This window comes from Prevotella pectinovora (assembly GCF_041323955.1).
Classification (GTDB): domain Bacteria; phylum Bacteroidota; class Bacteroidia; order Bacteroidales; family Bacteroidaceae; genus Prevotella; species Prevotella pectinovora.
This window is the reverse complement of sequence record NZ_JBGLIV010000001.1, coordinates 422,560-443,339: the sequence shown is the minus strand read 5'-3', so window position 1 is coordinate 443,339 and position 20,780 is coordinate 422,560. Positions and strand designations below refer to the sequence as shown.

General features: G+C 51.0%; 11 protein-coding genes. 8 read left to right on the top strand and 3 right to left on the bottom strand.

The genetic code is table 11. The features are described 5' to 3' along the window. Positions 1–161: 161 nt before the first annotated feature. The 8 genes from ACDC99_RS01730 (at position 162) to ACDC99_RS01695 (ending at position 14,347) form a co-directional block, all read left to right on the top strand. A complete protein-coding gene (locus tag ACDC99_RS01730; protein WP_022317613.1) occupies positions 162–1,754 on the top strand; it encodes a thiamine pyrophosphate-dependent enzyme in 1,593 nt (530 codons plus the stop codon). A gap of 21 nt (positions 1,755–1,775) precedes the next feature. Beyond that, complete coding sequence (locus ACDC99_RS01725; protein ID WP_278839766.1) at positions 1,776–2,363, top strand: indolepyruvate oxidoreductase subunit beta; 588 nt, start codon at positions 1,776–1,778, stop codon at positions 2,361–2,363. Positions 2,364–2,378: 15 nt separating this feature from the next. Further along, positions 2,379–3,695 carry an aminotransferase class I/II-fold pyridoxal phosphate-dependent enzyme gene (locus ACDC99_RS01720; protein ID WP_042519358.1) on the top strand — a complete coding sequence of 439 codons (1,317 nt, stop codon included), beginning with the start codon at positions 2,379–2,381 and terminating at the stop codon, positions 3,693–3,695. Between the two features lie 198 nt (positions 3,696–3,893). Continuing rightward, complete coding sequence (locus ACDC99_RS01715) at positions 3,894–5,192, top strand: acetyl-CoA hydrolase/transferase family protein (protein ID WP_022317610.1); 1,299 nt, start codon at positions 3,894–3,896, stop codon at positions 5,190–5,192. A 150-nt stretch (positions 5,193–5,342) separates the two neighbouring features. Further along, positions 5,343–6,578, top strand: a complete 1,236-nt coding sequence (locus ACDC99_RS01710) for an aminoacetone oxidase family FAD-binding enzyme (RefSeq protein WP_370755572.1) — start codon at positions 5,343–5,345, stop codon at positions 6,576–6,578. A gap of 228 nt (positions 6,579–6,806) precedes the next feature. Beyond that, positions 6,807–9,623, top strand: a complete 2,817-nt coding sequence (locus ACDC99_RS01705) for a glycoside hydrolase family 2 protein (RefSeq protein ID WP_288309910.1) — start codon at positions 6,807–6,809, stop codon at positions 9,621–9,623. A 100-nt stretch (positions 9,624–9,723) separates the two neighbouring features. Next, on the top strand, positions 9,724–12,891 hold the full coding sequence (locus ACDC99_RS01700) for a glycosyl hydrolase (protein WP_370755570.1): 3,168 nt from the start codon (positions 9,724–9,726) through the stop codon (positions 12,889–12,891). A gap of 43 nt (positions 12,892–12,934) precedes the next feature. Further along, positions 12,935–14,347: a sialate O-acetylesterase gene (locus ACDC99_RS01695; RefSeq protein WP_370755568.1), complete on the top strand. Its 1,413-nt coding sequence runs from the start codon at positions 12,935–12,937 to the stop codon at positions 14,345–14,347. A gap of 224 nt (positions 14,348–14,571) precedes the next feature. On the opposite strand, the gene ACDC99_RS01690 is transcribed toward ACDC99_RS01695, so the two are convergent. From ACDC99_RS01690 to ACDC99_RS01680, 3 genes are all read right to left on the bottom strand, one after another. Continuing rightward, on the bottom strand, positions 14,572–16,926 hold the full coding sequence (locus ACDC99_RS01690; RefSeq protein WP_370755566.1) for a carboxypeptidase regulatory-like domain-containing protein: 2,355 nt from the start codon (positions 16,924–16,926) through the stop codon (positions 14,572–14,574). Between the two features lie 110 nt (positions 16,927–17,036). Further along, positions 17,037–18,101 (bottom strand): hypothetical protein, encoded by a 1,065-nt coding sequence (locus ACDC99_RS01685; protein WP_042519355.1) that lies wholly within the window; start codon positions 18,099–18,101, stop codon positions 17,037–17,039. 44 nt (positions 18,102–18,145) lie between these two features. Then, on the bottom strand, positions 18,146–19,996 hold the full coding sequence (locus tag ACDC99_RS01680; protein WP_370755564.1) for a M6 family metalloprotease domain-containing protein: 1,851 nt from the start codon (positions 19,994–19,996) through the stop codon (positions 18,146–18,148). Positions 19,997–20,780 lie beyond the last annotated feature (784 nt).

The following is a 20,780-nucleotide window of genomic DNA, read 5'->3' as shown; positions in this document are numbered from 1 at the left end:
TTCTGGAAAGATAAAGTCCGAAGTCCTTCATCCATTGGGCTTCGGACAGGACCTCTATATTTTGAGGGTTATCTGACAATAATAATATTTTACCAATTTCTTGTTTTAAATCAAGAAAAAGCATTATATTTGCAACCAATATTATAAAAACCTTATTGAATATGGATGAAAAACTTTTGCTACTTGGCGATGAGGCTATAGCCTTGGGTGCCATTCATGCGGGACTTTCGGGTGTCTACGCATATCCCGGAACTCCATCCACAGAAATCACAGAGTATATTCAGGGCAACCAGTTGGCTGCCGAAAGAAAAATCCACTGCCGTTGGTCGGCAAACGAGAAGACAGCCATGGAGGCAGCTCTCGGTATGTCGTATATGGGCAAGAGGGCCATGGTCTGCATGAAGCACGTGGGAATGAACGTGTGTGCCGACGCCTTCGTTAACTCGGCAATGACAGGAACAAACGGCGGACTCGTGGTAGTGGCTGCCGACGACCCTTCTATGCACTCTTCACAGAACGAGCAGGACTCAAGATTCTATGGCAAGTTCGCCATGGTGCCTGTGTTTGAGCCATCATCACAGCAGGAGGTTTACGGCATGATGAAGGATGCCTTCGAACTGTCGGAGAAGCACATGGTGCCGGTGGTGATGAGAATGGTGACCCGTATGGCACACTCTCGCGCCGTAGTGGCTACTGGTGAAATCAAAGACCAGAACCCAATGACATACCCGTCAAATCCTAAGGACTGGGTATTGCTGCCGGCTGTGGCACGCAAGCGCAACGAGCGACTTGTTGGCCTGCAGAAGGAATTCCTGGCTGAGGCTGAGAACTCCAAGTATAACAAGTTCATAGACGGCAAAGACACTTCGCTGGGAATCATCGCCTGCGGTATCGCTTACAACTACCTGATGGAGCACTTCAAGGACGGATGTCCTTACCCAGTGCTCAAGGTGTCGCAGTATCCTCTGCCTGTAAACAAGGTGAAGGAACTGGCAAAGAAGTGCGACTCACTGCTCATCCTCGAAGACGGACAGCCTGTTGTTGAGGAGATGCTGCGCGGTGTTCTTGATCAGGACATCACCATCAAGGGAAGACTCACTGGAGAGGTGCCACGCACAGGAGAGCTTACTCCAGACAATATCATCGCTGCCCTCGGACTGAAAGACGAGGAGGTGTACCCGGCTTGCGAGCTCGTGGTTCCACGTCCACCAGCACTCTGCCAGGGTTGTGGCCACCGCTTCATGTTCGAGGCTCTGAACAACGTGCTGAAGGAGTATGACAACAGCCGTGTGTTCGGTGACATCGGTTGCTACACACTGGGCTATCTGCCACCATACCAGGCTCTGCATTCTGTAGTCGACATGGGTGCTTCCATCACGATGGCAAAGGGTGCCGCTGACGCAGGACAGTTCCCGTCAGTAGCCGTAATCGGCGACTCTACATTCACACACTCTGGAATGACAGGACTGCTCGACGCAGTGAACGAGAAGACAAACATCCTTGTGGTAATCTCTGACAACCTCACCACCGGTATGACCGGCGGACAGGACTCTGCCGGAACAGGCAGACTCGAGAGCATCTGCCGCGGTCTCGGCGTAGAGCCAGAACACGTGCGCGTCGTTATCCCATTGCCACAGCACATGGAAGAGATGCAGAACGTTATCCGCGAGGAGTTGAACTACAACGGAGTGAGCGTGGTAATCCCACGCAGAGAGTGCATTCAGACGGCTCGCCGCCACAACAAGAAAAAGTAAAAACAAAGGAGGAACAGCATTATGAATACAGACATAATTCTTTCGGGAGTGGGAGGTCAAGGAATCCTCTCTATCGCAACCATCATAGGCGCTGCCGCTATCAAGGAGAAGCTATATATCAAGCAGGCTGAGGTTCACGGAATGAGCCAGCGAGGCGGCGACGTGCAGTCAAACCTGCGCATCAGCTCTGATCCTATATCATCAGACCTCATTCCTCTGGGCAAGGCGGATCTCATCATCTCGCTCGAGCCGATGGAGGCTATGCGCTATCTGCCATATCTGAAGAAGGACGGATGGATCATCACCAACACCGCCCCATTCATCAACATTCCTAACTATCCTGAACTGCAGGAGTTGCTCGACAGAATCAAGGCATTAGACCATCATGTATCGCTCGACGTTGACGCCATCGCCAAGGAAGTGGCATCACCACGCGCTGCAAACATCGTGTTGCTCGGTGCTGCATCTCCATTCCTCGGCATCGAGGTGGAGAAGATCGAGGAAGGTATCCGCAACGTGTTCGGCCGCAAGGGCGAGGCTATCGTAGAGATGAACCTGAAGGCTTTCAGAGCCGGACTGGAAGTGGCTGACAAGCATATCAACAAATAAGAGAAGGACAGTTTTATGGAAATTCCTTTCAGTAAAGAAACGGTAAACGAGGTATTGCAGAAGATGCACATCCCGCATGTCGGCAATGCTACCATTCGCCAGACCGTGGCTCTCTCAGAGGAACTGGAGAAAATAACAGGTCAGAAATTCGTGCATCTGGAGATGGGTTCGCCGGGTCTGCCGGCAAGCCAAATCGGCATCGAGGCCCAGAAGAAGGCCCTCGACAGCGGAGTGGCACAGAAATACCCTAACATCTCAGGTATAGCACCATTGAAGAAACAGGCTTCGAGATTCGTCAAGGCATTCCTCAACGTGGACATCAACCCTGAGGGCTGCATCCCTACAGTAGGATCCATGATGGGTACGTTCGCCTCGTTCATCGTGACAAACCATCTCGACGAGAAGAAGGACACCATCCTCTTCATCAACCCTGGCTTCTCAGTGCAGCCACTGCAGGCCAACGTGTTGGGCTACAAGAAGGATATGTTCGACGTGTATGACTTCCGTGGCGAAAAGCTGAAGGAGGAATTGGAGCGTCATCTCGCAAAAGGCAACATCGCAGCGATACTCTATTCCAACCCCAACAACCCTACATGGGTTTGCTTCACGGAGGAGGAACTGCAGTATATCGGTGAGCTGGCAACGAAATACGACACCGTGGTAATCGAAGACCTTGCCTATCTGGGCATGGACTCCCGCAAATACATCGGCAAACCGTTTGAGGCTCCGTATCAGTCTACCGTGGCACACTATACCGACAACTACATGCTCATGCTTTCGGCATCAAAGATATTCAGCTATGCCGGCGAGCGCGTGGCAACGGTAGCCATCAGCGACAAGCTCTTCAACCGTGTGTATCCGCATCTGGAGAAGACTCTCGGCATGGACACACTGGGACGCGCTTTCATATTCACTGTGCTCTACACACTGTCGTCGGGCGTTTGCCATTCGGCACAGTGCGCACTGGCAGCGATGTATGAGGCGGCATGCGACGGAAAGCTCGACTTCGTGACCGAAAACAGGGAGTATGCCCGCAGGGCTGCTCTGCTGAAGGAGGTGTTCCTGAAGAACGGCTTCCACATCGTGTATGACAAGGACCTCGACCAAGACGTGAGCGACGGTTTCTTCTTCACCATCGGAAGAAAGGGCTTTTCCGGCGATGACCTGCTCGCCGAACTCATCCACTACGGAATATCGGCAATCTCGCTGCGCACTACAGGCAGTGAACAGCAGGGACTGCGCGTCTGCACATCGATGCTGCGCGACGAACATTTCCCAATGCTCGACGAGAGACTGAGAATATTCAACGAGAAATATCCTTTGGACAAGTAGACAAGTTAACGAGAAGACGAGTTGACGAGGAGATATTAAGGTGGGATGATGCAAGATCTGCCTTAACCAATTGAAAATGTGAAAGCTCCTTGTCAACTCGTCATACCGACGAAAGACTTTTCTTTCGTCAACCGACAAGAGTACGTTATAATCTCGTCAATACGTCAACTTGCCAACTCTAAAACCCCAAACATATTTATGAAACCAAACTATGTATCAGCCGCCGAGGCTGCAAAACTGATTAAGTCGTACGACCGTGTATATATCCAGGGTAGCACTTCTATTCCTGAGGTGCTCCTCGATGCCATCACAGCACGCGCCAGCGAGTTGAAGGGCGTGGAGATGTACTCTGCCTTTGCCGTTGGCAGACGCGACGCACCATACGCCACCACAGAGCTGCGCGACATATTCATACCGCGAAGCCTCTTCATTGCCAACAGCGTGCGCAAGGCTGTAGACCGCGGCGAAGCTCAGATCATACCTTGCTTCCTCGGCGAAGTGCCGGCGCTCTTCCGCGAGGGTTATCTGCCTCTCGACGTGACACTGCTCAACGTGTCGCTTCCTAACGAGGACGGATACTGCAGCTATGGTATCTCTGCCGACCTTGCAGTGAGTGCTGTGGAATGTTCCAAGATTGTCATCGCACAGGTGAACAAGCAGATGCCGTTCTCTTATGGCGATCCGCTTATCCACATCAACGACATCGCTGCCTGCGTAGAGGTTGACGACCCGCTGGTAGAGGTGCCTACAGCAGTGCCTAACGAAAAGGAGGAGAAGATAGGACGCTTCATCGCCGAGCAGATTCCTGACGGAGCGACATTGCAGATTGGAGTTGGCGGTATTCCTAACGCCGTGCTCAACGCTCTGAAAGACCACAAGAACCTGGGTCTGCACACCGAGGCTATGACCGACGGTGTGTTGCCTCTGATAAAGAGCGGCATCATCAACAACTCACAGAAGGTTGTAATGCCTGGCAAGAGCGTGGCATCGCTCGCTCTGGGCTCAAGAGCCCTGTATGACTTCATGGACTACAACGAGGACATGGTATTCAAAGATGTGGCATGGACCAACGATCCATTCCGTATCCGTCAGAACCCTAAGGTGATGTCTATCAATTCTGCCATTGAGGTGGACCTGACTGGTCAGGTGTGTGCCGACTCCATCGGTACGCGTCTCTTCTCCGGCGTGGGCGGTCAGCATGACTTCATGTATGGCGGTGCGTTGTCGGAAGGCGGCAAGACGTTCATCGCCATGACCGCATCATCCGGCAAGGGAATATCAAAAATCAAGCCTGTGCTCACAGAGGGTGCCGGAGTGGTGACTACTCGTTTCCAGACACAGTTCGTGGTGACGGAATACGGTGGAGCTTATCTCAAGGGCAAAGACCTCGCACAGCGTGCCCACGCTCTGATAGCCATTGCCGATCCTGCCGTGCGCGAGGATCTGGAGAGGGCTGCATGCGAGCGCTTCGGTTACAGATTCTTGAGAGAGAAATGATAATCCGATCGGATATTCTATCTGCTGACGGCTGATGCCGACAGCAGATATGACAAAAACAGGAACGGTATGCTTATCTTTCACAAAAATGTGGTAGATTTGCATACCGTTTTCATTTTTACTTTTAAACAGAAATAATACAGACAAAGAATGCATATCGCAGTGATAGGCGCAGGTGCAGCAGGCTGCTTTGCGGCAATAGGCATCAAGCGCAGACTACCTGAGGCTGACGTTACGATATACGAGGGCGGCAAACGTCAGCTCGCCAAGGTATCGGTGACGGGTGGCGGACGGTGTAATCTCACAAACTCGTTCAACCAGGTGAAGAGCCTCGCCCATATTTATCCGAGAGGCGAACGACTGATGAAGCGACTACTCAAGGGCTTCAGCCATACCGATGCATACGAGTGGTTTGAGAACGAAGGCGTGAGGCTGACCACACAGGAGGATGAATGCGTGTTTCCTGTTTCTCAGGACGCAATGGAGATTGTAAACACGCTGACGCAGATTATCAACCGTCTCGGCATCAGACTCCTCACCGGGCACCGCGTAGAACTGATTTCCCACGACAAGGAGAACGGGAAATACTCGCTGCGGTTCGGCGGAAACAGAAGTTCGGCAACAGCAGACTGCGTGGTGGTGGCAATAGGAGGCACACCGGCAGCCAGTCAGCTCAATATGTTCAGTCCGCTCGACATCATTACGGAGAATCCGGTGCCATCGCTCTTCAGCATGTGTCTGCCAGGTGACGGCATCACAAAACTGATGGGAACGGTGGTGGAAGAAGCCACTACAAGCATACCTGGCACTAAATTCAAAGCTGACGGTCCGTTACTCATCACACATTGGGGAATGAGCGGTCCGGCAATACTGAAGCTGTCGAGCCTTGCTGCAAGATTCCTTCATGAACATGAATACAAAACGGATATCTGCATCAACTGGTGTGGCGGCAGGAAAGCGGAGGAAGTGACGGAAGAACTTTCAGCCATCAGCGCATCCAACACGAAAAAGCAACTGGCAAGTGCATATCCCCCACATCTGAATGCCCGTCTGTGGCAGCATCTTATCGAGCGTTCACAGGTGAACCCACAACTCAGATGGGGCGAACTGCAGCGCAAGGGCCTCAACAAACTTGTAAACACCCTCACGGCAGACATCAGAAGGGTGGACGGCAAATGCAGATTCAAGGAGGAATTTGTGACTTGTGGCGGTGTGTCATTGAAGAACGTGAATCATTCCACTCTCGAAAGCAAAGACCACGACGGACTGTATTTTGCCGGCGAGGTGCTCGATGTGGATGCCGTGACTGGCGGTTTCAACCTGCAGGCGGCATGGACAATGGGACATACCGTGGCTGTGGCCATAGAAAAGAAATACAAGAACTGATATTCTTGCATACTACGACATTGCCCTGTAAATAGAGACATTACAGACTACTACATTGTCTACGAACAAAAGGTATGTAATAGTACATTTTCATATTTCATGCGTCATATATGAAAACAAATCGGCGAGAGGTTTATGAGGAGCACCAGCATCCTCGTCAACCGGTCAACTTGTCAATTTGTTTACTCGTCAACTTGTTTACTTGTCAACTCGTCAACTAAAAGAAATATGAAACAAACGATTATATCAGCATTGGCTTTGCTGTCGGCATCCATCGGCGCGACGGCACAAAACGACGTCATGACACACAGACAATATCTGAGCGGTCATGGATGTGACGATATGGTGCAGTGGGACTTCTTCTGCACAGGTGGAAACAACTCCGGAAAATGGACGAAAATCGGTGTGCCATCATGTTGGGAACTGCAGGGATTCGGCAATTTCCAGTATGGCATGAAGTTCTACGGCAAGGCATTCCCCGACGGCATCGCCGACGAGAAAGGTATGTACAAATATGAGTTCAAGCTGCCAAAGGAATGGGCAAACCATCATATAGAACTGGTGTTTGAGGCTTCGATGACCGACACCCAGGTGATGATAAACAAGCGCAAGGCAGGCTCCAAGCACATGGGAGCTTTCTACCGCATCACATACGACGTGACAGACCGCGTGTTCTTCGGCGACAAGAAGAACCTGCTGGAAGTCACCGTGAGCAAAGAGAGCGAGAACGCCGGAGTGAATCTCTCTGAACGCCGCGCCGACTACTGGAATTTCGGAGGTATCTTCCGCCCTGTATTCATCGTGTGCAAACCGGCTCTCAATATCGAGCGCACAGCCATCAACGCCACTGCCGACGGTGAGTTCAACGCCTATGTGCTGCTAAACCATACTATTGAGGGAGCCAAGGTGAAGACTACCATCAGCGACATGAACGGCAAGAAGGTGGCAGAAAACACGACAGACGTGCGCCACGGCAGCGACCATGCTGACGTGGCTTTCAAAGTAAGCAACCCCAAGCTATGGACGGCAGAGACACCGAACCGCTATCAAGTGGCATTCTCTCTCATCGATGCCAACGGCAAGACACTGCACGTAGAGAAGGACAAGTTCGGTTTCCGCACGATAGAGACAAGAGAAAGCGACGGTCTCTATATCAACGGCAAGAAGGTGAACATACGCGGTGTGAACAGACACAGCTTCAGACCGGAAACGGGACGCACTCTGTCTTACCAGAAGAATCTCGAAGACGTTGAACTCATCAAGAGCATGAACATGAACGCCGTGCGCCTATCCCACTACCCTGCCGATCCTGAATTCTACGACATCTGCGACAGTCTCGGTCTATACGTAATGGACGAACTGAGCGGATGGCATGGCCATCACGAGACAATCAACGGACAGAAACTAATCCGTGAGATGGTGACGCGCGACGTCAACCACCCGTCAATAATATGGTGGAGCAACGGAAACGAAAAGGGATGGAACACTGAACTCGACGGCGATTTCCATAAATGGGACATACAGAAGCGTCCGGTGCTTCATCCGCAGGGCAATTTCAGCGGCTACGAGACCATGCACTACCGCTCTTACGGCGAGAGCAACGAATATATGCGCAAACCGGAGATATGGATGCCTACAGAATTCCTGCACGCCCTCTACGATGGAGGAGCAGGAGCCGGACTCTACGACTACTGGGAGGTGATGCGCCAATGGCCACGCTGCGCCGGAGGTTTCATCTGGGCTCTCGTTGACGAAGGCGTGAAGCGAGTGGACATGGGTGGAATGATTGACAACGTAGGCAACTATGGAGCCGACGGCATCGTTGGTCCTCACCATGAGAAGGAAGGCAGCTACTACACGGTGAAACAGATATGGTGCCCTGTGCAGGTGAGCATGCCTGAACACTTCGACGGCAGACTGAACGTGGAAAACCGTTACAATTTCCTCTCGCTAAAAGGCGTGAAATTTGATTATAGCTACTTGAAATACAATGGTTCCAAGGCGAGCAGTCTGAAACAAGGCGTCGTGAACGGTGCCGACATCCCTGCCGACAGCAAGGGAACAATCTCCGTGCCTGCCGTTCCAAACGGAGCCGAGGCACTGAGCGTGAAAGCTACAGACCAATACGGAAAGGATCTCTTCACATGGGTATTCAAACTGAAAGACTCTGACAAGCCATTCGCCAAGACAGCCACCACTGGCAACCGACCACAGATGAACGGCGGTGTGGTGAAGGCGGGCAATGTGACTTTCACCTTCAACGAGAAGGACGGTAGTCTGGCAAGCGTCACCACAAAGAAGGGTGACTACAAGTTTGGCAATGGTCCGAAGTTCTTTGCATACCGTCGTGCAGACCGCTCTATGGACCAGTTCTACAACCATGACGACCCACAGGCAGAGAAAAAGAAGACCACATACGAAGAATATGCCGAACAGGGCAAGTTTGACAATCTCACTGCCACCGAAGGAGCCAACGACACTCTGATCGTAACAGCTACATATAAGCTCGGTTCACTGCAGAAAGCTGAGTGGCACATAGCGCCAGACGGCGGAGCACGACTCGTCTACTCATATATCTTCAATGGGGTGGTAGATTTGATGGGAGTGAAGTTCGACCTGCCGGAAACAGAAGTGAAGCATAAGGAGTGGCTCGGATGCGGTCCTTACAGAGTGTGGAAAAACCGCATACACGGTCCGCAACTCGGCGTGTGGGCAAACGACTACAACGACCCCGTGCCTGGAGAGAGCTTCGACTATCCTGAGTTCAAGGGCTATTTCGCCGGAGTGCAGTGGATGAAGCTACAGACCAAGACGGGTATGATAACAATCTGTCCAGGCACCGACAAAGACTACGTCGGCGTATACCAGCCACGCGACGGACGCGACCAACTGCTCTATACACTGCCGGAGACAGGAATAAGCATGATGCAGGTAATCCCTGCCGTACGCAACAAGGTGAACACCACCGACCTCAATGGTCCTTCTGCACAGCCCGTATGGGCTAACGGCAGCTACACAGGAGAGGTGACACTGCATTTTGACTAACATAGTATTTCTGACAGAAAAAGATGATTGACAGACAAGATGATTTGCAAGTGCATTCCGACAGGAAAAGCGACATTGCATATCAACTGACAAAACGAAAATGAGAAGAATAGCCACTCTATTGATATCAGCCGCTGCCGCCCCGTTGCTTGCAGCTCCGACAACAGTTCAGACAGATTACGTACCCACATGGTATGAACAATTCGCAAAGCCTACCGACAGTGCTTTGCCTTGGACATTCTGGTATTGGATGTATGGCAACGTCAGCGACGAGGGTATACGCCTCGACCTGCAGGCGATGAAAGAGGCAAGTATCAAGGGCTTCTATCTGATGCCCATAAAATCGGCTGCCGACGGCAAAGGACTCGGCGGCGACTCAGAACAGCTTTCACCGGAATGGTGGAAGCGTATGGACACCGTATTCCACACTGCCGACAGCCTCAACCTGGAGATGGGAATACACATCTGTGATGGTTTCGCCCTTGCCGGCGGACCATGGATAAAGCCTGAGGAGTCGATGCAGAGGGTGGTATGGAGCGACACCATCATCAATGGTGGAGGCATAAGGAACTTAGTTATGCCTCGTCCGCAGAAGATCAGCAACGACTACTACGAGGACATTGCCCTCCTTGCCTACCCTGCCACATACTGCGACGACAACAAACCTAAAGCATCGGTGGAATTTCCTTTCAAGTCATCGAAACCTTGCGACATAGTGATGGAATACGACAAGCCTTTCACACTGCGTAGCGTGGAGATTGTGACGGGTGGAAACAACTACCAGGCTCACCGATTCAATGTGTATGCCTCTGACAACGGCACTGACTATAAGTTCGTCAGAGAGATTTCTCCAGCCCGACAGGGATGGCAGAACACTGATGCACTCGCCACCTATGCCATACCGGCTACTACGGCACGCTACTTCAAGTTCTGCTGGACTCCGGAAGGCAGCAATCCCGGCAGCGAGGATATGGATGCCGCCAAATGGAAACCGAACCTGAAGATCGGTGGTTTGAACCTCGGTTCGGAACCTGTCATCGACGGTTACGAAGGGAAGTCGGGAGCAGTATGGAGGGTTTCAAAGTATTTCCCTGTAGACGACAAGGAATGTGTAGACCCATCGAAGGTCATTGACTTGACACCAAGACTCAGGCGCCCGTCAACCACTGATGCACCGCTGGCTTTCTCGCTGCCTAAAGGCAAATGGCACCTCGTACGCATAGGCCACACGTCAACAGGTCATACCAACGCCACTGGCGGAGGGGGCAGAGGACTGGAATGCGACAAGTTTTCGGCAGCCGCCGTTGACAAGCAGTTCGACAACTGGTTTGCCGCCATCTACCGCCATGCTCCCATCGACGTGGCAAGGAAAGTGCTTACCAGACTGCATGTAGACAGTTGGGAAGCCGGTTCACAGAACTGGAGCAGCAATTTCATGGATGAATTCAAAAAGCGTCGCGGCTATGACCTCAAGCCATGGCTGCTTCTCTATGCCGGAGTGCCGCTGAAGTCATCTGAAGAGTCTGAAAAGGTGTTGAGAGACATCCGCCTCACTATCGGTGATCTGGTCAACGACGTGTTCTTCACTGAAGTAAGACGCCTTGCCGACGAATACGGAGTGAAGCTCTCCACAGAGTGCGTGGCCCCCACGATGGTAAGCGACGGACTGCGCCATTATCAGTTTGCCGATTATCCTATGGGCGAGTTCTGGCTCAACAGTCCCACACACGACAAACCCAACGACATGCTCGATGCCGTGAGCGGAGCGCATATCTACGGCAAGAACATCATACAGGCAGAAGGGTTCACAGAGGTGAGAGGCACATGGGACGAACATCCGGCAATGCTCAAGAGACTCCTCGACCACAACTATTGCATTGGCATAAACAGCATCGTGTTCCATGTGAACACCCACAACCCCTATACCGACAAGAAGCCTGGAATGACACTCGACGGCATAGGCACCTTCTTCCAGCGCGACAATACATGGTGGAGAGAAATGCCGGCATTCAGCAGTTATATATCCAAGACACAGGCTCTTCTGCAATACGGCCGCCCCGTGAGCGACATCGCCATATATACCGGCGACGAGATGCCACGCCGCGCCATCCTGCCGGAACGACTCACAGAATCGTTGCCGGGACTCTTCAGTGAGACTACGCTGAAGGAAGAGGCTGCACGCAAGGCGAATATCGGACAGCCCCTTGAGGTGAGTCCGGTGGGAGTGACACACACCAGGAACATGACGAAAGCCGAACATTGGGTGAACACGCTGAACGGCTACCGCTACGACTCCTTCAATCACGATGCCCTCGACGGCTGCCGCATTGAAAACGGCAAACTGGTGACAAGAGGCGGCACAGCATACAGTGTCATCGTAGTGCCACAGGCACGCCCCATGAACCCTGACCGCCACATAGACTGCTGGAACACCTTAGACTCAATAGCACGACTCGGTGTTCCCGTGATCAAAGATGTGTGGCGCGAGAGCGACCTCTCGTCGATAGGCATCAGCCGCGACGCATCGCTGCCAGAAGGGATAGACTTTACCCACCGCCATGCCGACGATGCTGACATCTATTTCTTGAGCAACCAGAGCGGCAAAGCGAAGAGCTTCATTCCGAAATTCCGCGACACACGACGCTATTGCTATATCATAGATGCCGAACACAACAGGACAATGAAGGTTGACGCCAACAGTGAGATAGCTCTCGCTGCCGACGACGCCCTCTTCTATGTGTTCACCGACAATGAGATTGACGCAGATTATCTCTATCAGCCCAAACACGTCGGCGAGATGATGCCGATAGACAACAACGGATGGAAGGTGACGTTCGAAACCACAGGAAAGGTGGTGGAGATGAAGGAACTGAAAGACTGGACATCGTTTACCGACGACAACAGCATCAGATACTATTCCGGCCATGCTGCCTATGAAACGACTTTCAAACGAAAGCATTCTCCAGCCAAGGACGAGAGCGTAGTGATAGACCTCGGCACAGTGGCAGACATCGCTACGGTATACGTCAACGGCAAGCAGTGCGGCACTGCATGGCGTCCGCCATACACCGTAGACATAACGCAGGCTGTGAAGAAGGGCAAGAACTCGCTGAAAATTGTCGTGGTGAACACATGGGCAAATGCCCTACAAGGCAACGACGAGGGAAAGGCGCCTTTCACAGGAATATGGACCAACGGCAAATACCGCCGCGCAAGCAAGGACCTGTTGCCGTCGGGACTTACATCTCCGATAATGATCAGCAAGTAGACATGTTGACGAGTTGACAAGAACATAAGAAACAAACAAATACATGAAGAAGATATTAATATTAGGCGCCATCATCGCTGCCGCATCAACAGCGAGCGCCAAGGTTACACTGCCAAGGATATTCTCCAACGGTATGGTGATGCAACAACAGACGGAAGCCAACCTCTGGGGAACTGCCAAGGCAAACGCCACGGTGAAGATCACGGCATCGTGGAACAAAAAGACAATAACGACAAAGACGGACAATGACGGGAAATGGAAAGTCAGCATCACTACACCGTCTGCCGGCGGTCCCTACTCCATCACATTCAACGATGGCGAAAAGACTGTTGTCAACGACATACTCATGGGCGAACTGTGGATATGTTCCGGACAAAGCAATATGGAGATGCCGATGAAGGGATTCAAGAACCAGCCCGTGGAGAATGCCGTGGAGGACATACTCCATAGCAGCGACAAAGAGATGCGTCTCTTCACCGTGAAGCGTACGAGCAAATTCGAACCGCAAGAGGATGTTGTAGGGTCATGGCAGGAGGCATCGCCAATGGCAGTACGCGATTTCAGTGCCACGGCATATCATTTCGGACGCGAGCTCCGACGGATGCTCAACGTTCCCGTAGGCCTCATCGTCACCTCATGGGGCGGTTCCTCATGCGAGGCATGGATGAGAAGAGACTGGCTGAAGGCTTTTCCACAGATAGAACTGCCGGAATCACAGGAAACGATAAAATCAAAAAACCGCACCGCTACGGTGCTCTACAACGGTATGCTCCATCCTCTCGCTAGCATCGCCATGCGTGGTGTGATATGGTATCAGGGCGAAGAGAACGTGAGCCGCTCCAGCTACTATGCCGACCTCTTCTCCCGCATGATACAAGGATGGAGAGAAGAATGGCAGAGGGGTGACTTCCCGTTCTATTTCTGTCAGATAGCGCCTTACGACTATAGCCTCATCAACTGGCAGCAGTATAACAGTGCTTTCCTGCGCGAACAGCAGGCAAAGGCGGAACAGATGAACAAGAACGTGGGAATGGCGGTGCTTATGGATGCCGGACTGGAATATGGCATTCATCCTCGCAAGAAGCAGATTGCCGGAATGCGCCTCGCCCTGCTCGCCCTCGACAAGACTTACGGAATAAAGGGTATAACTTCTGAGAGCGCCTGCTATAAGAATGTGGAGTTCAAGGGCGACACTGCCGTGGTATCGTTCGACCGTGCCGGAATGTGGATATACGGCAAGAATGGTCTGAAGAGCGACCTCGTTGAGGTGGCTGGTGCTGACAGCGTGTTCCATCCTGCCAAGGCATGGATAGAACGCAGCAAGCTCTACGTGAAGAGCGACAAGGTGAAAAATCCCGTCAGCGTCCGCTATGCTTTCAAAGACTGGGCAGACGGCGACCTGTTCTGCGACGGACTGCCAATAAGTTCATTCAGAACGGATGACTGGAAGAAATAGGATGTTTTGAGTTGACGAGTAACAAGTTGACAAGTTAACAAGTAACGAGTTGACAAGTTGACTATAGAATAAAAAAAAGCCAGCAGTAGGAAATACAATCCACTGCTGGCTTTTTTGTTATACCGGCAAACATGTTCTTGTTCACCATATTATTCGTTTGTCTGAATCATCATTACAGGTTTCTCCTATGGATGTTGTGGACAAACGAATTTGTTATTGCCGCGTTATCTCACAAACTTCTTTCCGTTCTGTATCGTGATACCCTTATAGCTCTTGCCCACTCTCTGACCAGCCAGGTTGTATGCCTTGCCATCAGCGTTTACAGTGGTCTTGTTGCCAGTAGTGATGTCTACGATACCATCAGCCTCTGTATAGAAGAAGCGGGTGACAGGCTGTTCCAATGAATTGACGCAGTCGTCGTTGAGATATGGCCAGTCTTCTGTTTCTGCATAGTCGCCAAAGGTGTATCTGTCGCTGAAATAGCTCATTGCCTTCTTCTTCATGTCAGGATTGTAGAAGAAGTTGAAGTCGAGCACATTGCAGGTATTCTCTCCCTCGAAGGTGAGCGCCATGAGAAGATTCTTGTCGCCGCTATAGTTGAGAGGCTGGTCGAAGGTGAGTTCCAGTTCTCCGTTTCCTCCGGCATAGTTGTATAGCTCTCCTTCATATTCATATCCAGCGATTGCCACTGTGGCATCCTCATATTCATAGAATTTGTATCTGCCTGCCTTGTCGTCATAGTCGAATGCATCGCTGTCGATTTCCTTCACCCATACCTTCACTGTACGAGGACAAGCGTCGTAAGCACTTTCGTTGTGGAAGACGAAGTTTACCTTCGTGATAGCCTTGCCAGCCATCTTTGCGAGCTGCTCCTTGGTGTAGATGATTTCAGATCCGGTATACTGGTGAGTGAAGTTCGTTGGAGCTGCCGCCCATGAGAATCCGTGTCCCTCATATACATCCTCCTCCGTTCCGTCTTTGAGCATCTTGTTGTATTTGCCGAGAGTCACGCTGTTTTCCGGCTCTGGAGTCTTCGTCAGCGAGATGTTCTTGGTAGTAGTCTCACCTGGAGTGAAGGTGATATTGTCTTCTGTATAATCCTCACATTCTCCGTCGGTCACCGTGAGTGTGTATGTCTTCTCGCTCTTCACCACCTTTATGTTATAAGAACCGTCGGCGGTTGTCGTGGCGCTGTAGGTAACATACTTGTTGTCCTTTGCCGCAATTCTCACCACAGCTCCCTCCACAGGTTCGTCGTTGCATGTCACCTTGCCCTGCATAGTAGCCGGATTGTCTATCTTTATCATCGTGATGTCCTGCGTCTTCGGTTCGCCCGGTGTGAACGTCACGTCTGCGATGGTCTTGTCTTCGTAGCCTTCAGCCTTGGCGGTGAGGGTGTAGGTTTCCTCGCTCTTCACCACTGTCATGGTGTAGTTGCCGCTCTCGTCAGAGGTAGTAGAGTATTTGTTGTCGCCGCTTGTCAACGTGATGACAGCACCGGCAACAGGAGCGTTGTCGTCGTTAGACTTCACCTTGCCCGAGAGTTCTGAAGGCACGTCTTTCTTCGTCATCTCGATATTGAGAGATTTCTTCTCGCCTGAAGTGAATTTCACCGGTTCTGCTGCCAAATAGTCGTCATAGCCTTCTGCTGTTGCCGTGAGGGTATATTCCTTGTCAATGTCCTCAGCCGGGATGTTTATGGTGTAAGCGCCCTCAGCGTCTGATGTAGCCTCAAGAGAGGTCTCGCCGCTGGTCAGAACCACCTTGGCACCGGCAATTGCACTCTCGCCACACTTCACGCTGCCGCTCAGCTCGGCAGGTTTCACCACCGGCTTGCTTGCCTCCTGATATGTGAAACGGGTGAGAGGCTGGCTCAGCTTCGTGGCATGAGAGATTGTGGAACCTCCGCCGTTGGCATAAGGCCAGTCTTCCGATTCGTTGAAATCAGCAAAGGTCGTATTGTCGCTGCATGTCGACATCGCCATATTCGGAGCATCGGTATTGAAATAGAACTCGATGTCGGTAGAGCTATCCGTCACGTCTTCGCCATCAAAGGTTATGGTCACGAGCAAGTTCTTCTCACCGCTGTAGGCAAACGGTGTGTTGAAGTTGATGGCAAGGTCACCGTTCTCATTGTAGGCGTCAAGGAAATCCGTGTCGAAAGTGAAGTCCGTAGCCGCCTTGGTGGCATCAGAATATTCAAAGTAGCAATAGCTCTTCTTCGCCTCGTTATATACGAAGGCATTGTCGTCGATTTCCTTCACCCATACGTTGATTGTCCTTGGGTATGCCTGGAAAGCGGCAAGGTTGTAATACTTGAAGCTGATGCCCTTGATTTCCTTTCCCTTCATGCTTGCGAGCTGCTCTTTGGTATATATAATCTGCGCACCGGTGTGTTTCACCTGAAGCTGTGTCGGTGCAACCATCCACCAGCTGCCCTGGTATGTCTGGTTCTCATCCCAGTCGTATGCCGTAAGGTCGTCATAATTTCCCAGCGCCAACGTCTGGTCGTCAGCCTTTGCCCAGTTCACTCCCACTGCGAGGAGCAAGAGCGTGAGTATATAATTTATCTTTTTCATATCATCGCCTTTTTAAAAATTGTCATGAGTGTTGTTTATCGAATCAGAAACGTAGTTCGCTATTGAGTAGGGAATCCTGTCTCTGACAATAAGAGAGGAGAACAGACGTCTTATCTGACTACCACTTTTCTGCCGTTGCAGATATACAGTCCGTTAGTAGGTCTGCTCACGCGCTGTCCGGCGAGGTTATACCACACGTCGTCCTTCACCTTTTCTGCAGCATCTGTCTTTACCTTGTCAATACCGTCGGTCTCCGGATTGTAGATTTCAGATGTCCTTGCCGTGAGATCCACCTTCACGAGGTCTGTGAACGGACTTACGACAAAGGTGTAAGGCATTGATCCGTTTGGTGTGGAGAAATCGTCTGCCGAAGCATACAGGTCGTAGTATACCACCTTTGAGTTGGTGTATTTTGCCAATGATGTGATGCGGCAAGATGTCACGGAGTCGTTGGTAACTTCGTTTACAGAGCCTACTGCCTCGTTACCGCCAACCATTACATTCACCACATCGCCGGCCTTCAAGTTCTGCTTCACCTGAATGCGGTCGAAATAGTCAGGTTTGCCATCCATCGCGGTGTTGTTTATCACGGTGAAGAAGAGGTCCTTTATACCGTTGTCGAAATCGAATGTCACTTCGGCTATTCCTGTTGCTCCGCCTTCCACTACGGCCTTCTGTGTCTTTATCTCCCTGCCGTTCTTGCCGTGGCTCTCCACACGGATTTCATCGCCGTCGGAGCAGTATGCGTCAATGATGACTTTGTATTTACCGTCGTCAGCGCGCAGGTCGAGATAAGGTGAGTAAATCAGTCCTGCCACCATGCTCGGAATGAAGTTAGGGAATGCGTAGGCTCCCCATCCATACGAGAGTGCATATCCGTATGCCGAGAGGTCTACGAATTCCTCCTCGCCTCCCAATGGCTCATTGAGGCTTCCGCGTGTTATGCCGGAGAAATCTTCGTCGGCAATTGTCACCTCGCCATCGGCAGTCACCGGCTTACGGTCGTATACGAACACCGCATATCCGTCGGCATCCTTCACGGCGCCCCAGTTGGCAGTGAAAGCAGTAGATGTGATATCTGTCGCCAACTTGGTTTCCGGCTTCTGTAGCGTAATCTGGGCAGAAGCGGCGATTGCCGCCGCCGCCATGAATAATGTTGTGTAAAGTTTCTTCATAATCAGTCCTTTCCTTTATTTAGTGATTTATGTTTGTATGCGTTTTACTTCAGCAGTACCTTCTTCTGGAGCCGCTTTCCTCCTATTATATATATGCCTGCTTTCAGTCTGCCGTTCTTGATGTCGCCAATGCGTCCTGCCTTCTTTCCCGTGATGTCGTATACGGTATCGTCGCCGGTAGTATCTTCTGCCATGGCTATATCCTGTATAGCATCCGTTTCCTTTTCCTTTGTCATGAAGGTGAACGAGATATTACCGTCGTCGTCTTTCTCAATATTGTATACCGGTTTGCCCATCAGCTTCGAACCGTCGGCAAGTGCATTATACAGTTCCGCCGCCGGCTTGCTCGTGTCTGTCAGACTGTCCACCACCCCTCTTGGAGCATCCATCGGATAGGTATAGAAATAGGTGTCGTTCTGTATGCTTCTCACCCTGCTGAAGGGTGCCATACGCGGGTGGTCGTTGGTGAAATATCTGTCGTAGCCCTCGGCTGGGGTGAACTCTCCTTTTGAGTTTACGATATTGTTGTCGAAGAGATCCTTGTCGTAGTCCACATGGATGATGAGGAGTCCGTTCTCCGGTGTATACTTGTCCCATCCCATGCCCTTGTGGTTCTCCAGGAGATAATATTCGTCTTTGTGGTTGTCGTTGTAGATTACGTATGCCTTGCCGTCGGCCTCCTCCAGACTCGTCATGCCTTTTATAATGTCGCCGGCTTTGAGTTCTGTCAGTTCGAGCCAACCGGCATAGGCGCGCTCATAACTGGTCCATCCTGCCGGACACCATCCGATGCCCTGCGGTCCGTTATAGCTTCCGCCAGCCAGCAGATCCCAATCGCCCATGGTCGGTGTTGACCCATAGTTGGTGTCATACATGTCGGGCAGTCCCATGCAGTGTGAGAACTCATGGCAGAACACTCCGAGTCCCATCGGCACTGTGCCCGAATCGAGGTATAGCTCATTGCTGCATGCATACTGGTTGATAAACACTCCGTCGATGGAGAATCCGCCGTTGCCGTCGCTGTTCTGCAGAGCCTCATCCAGAGTCCAGGCGTTGGGCCATATCGTTCCCGTAGGTCCTCCCGTTGCCTGTCCGTATCCGGCATAGAGCACGAACACCTGTTCCACCTCGCCATCGTCGTCCCAGTCGTATTTCTTCCAGTCGATGTCGCATTTCTCGTCGGCTTTCTTAATCGCCTCGGTGATGAACTCGCCGATGTGGTCGACGCCTCCCATGATGGGCGACGGACCACCATAATATGTAGCCGACTTGCTGACTTTCACCGGACCTACGATGTCGAACGTCAAATCAAACTCTCCGCGGCTCATGTCCTTGAAATAATCATGCACGCTGCCTGCCGCTCCATTCTGCGAATAGCCCTCCTGATTGAGCACTTCGTCATAGAATTTCACTATGGCATCGTCGCCTTTCGAAAAAGACTTGTCTGAAAATGCCGCAAGGATAACGAGTGCCTTCTTGCTGCCTTTGAACACACTTATGTCGTCTTTGCTCGGCAAGCGGTCCGGTCTGACACACCGCTTGGCGGCGCTTCTCTTTTTTGCCGCCATCTGGCGGGCTATGGGAGCAAGGTCGTGGATGGTATTCATCACCTGAAGCTCCTTTGCCGACCGTGCCGCTGACTCATGTGCGAGCACACCAGAGTTATGGAGCTTGCCGCTTTCTATGGTCAGATAGCAGTATCTGTTGTCGGCGGCTTTATAGATGGGCACGTTGTCTTCGGTGATATAGTAGTGCAGGTGTTCATCGCCAGCCTGGCTCACCTTGATTGTGGTGCCGTCGCTCTGCGAAACTACCTTCCAGCTTTTCTTAGCAGGAATAGCGAATGTCATTGCCGCACATAAGGATAGTACGGCTGAAATAAGGATTCTTTTCATATAGATATATGTTGTTTTCTTTTATATATATTGTAAGTCGAAGGTTCGCCAATAGACTGTTATTGGCATTGCGGAAATAACCTTTTAACGATTACATACATAACAGTTTTTCTGCATATTCAACATGCAGACTATCATTACGTCTGCATATCCCAATTTTTAATATACATTTATCACTAATTAACTGCAAATTTATAACGTTTTATAATACATACAAAATCTATTGGCAGTTTTTTTTCATTCAAAGACAAAAATACCGAAAAATAGGGATAGAAGTTCCAAAAGTATTGCCTTTCTACCCCATTTGTTTCAGATTCTTGAATTTGGAATGCAACGGCAATGTTGTCTCTACTAAGGTTGCGATGTAGGGATTGGAAAGATAAGAAGACAAGCAGAGGAGTAAAAAAATAGACAATGCCCGTTGGCAGAATTAATTTAAGTTGGTCGACATAAGTAAAAGTTGCCCATATCGCTGATTCTTAGTAAAAACGAGAATTTCCAAAAAACTGTCAGACTGTCTGGTTTTTCGTGGTAATATTCTGACAAACAGACAGTTGACTACCTGGCAACTGTCAGCCAATTGTCTGGATGGTTTGCTGATGAAAGGATTTGTCAGATGTGAGGAATTGCATACGTTGGCAGAATCCTGTAAAACAGGAATATGGGTATTACAACATTAACTTATTGGGAACTTGTCTGACAGCAGTTCTGCCCAACTGGGGCAAGCAGCGTGCCCAAGTGGGGCAAGCACGTTGCCCAACATGGGCAAGCACGTTGCCCCTAT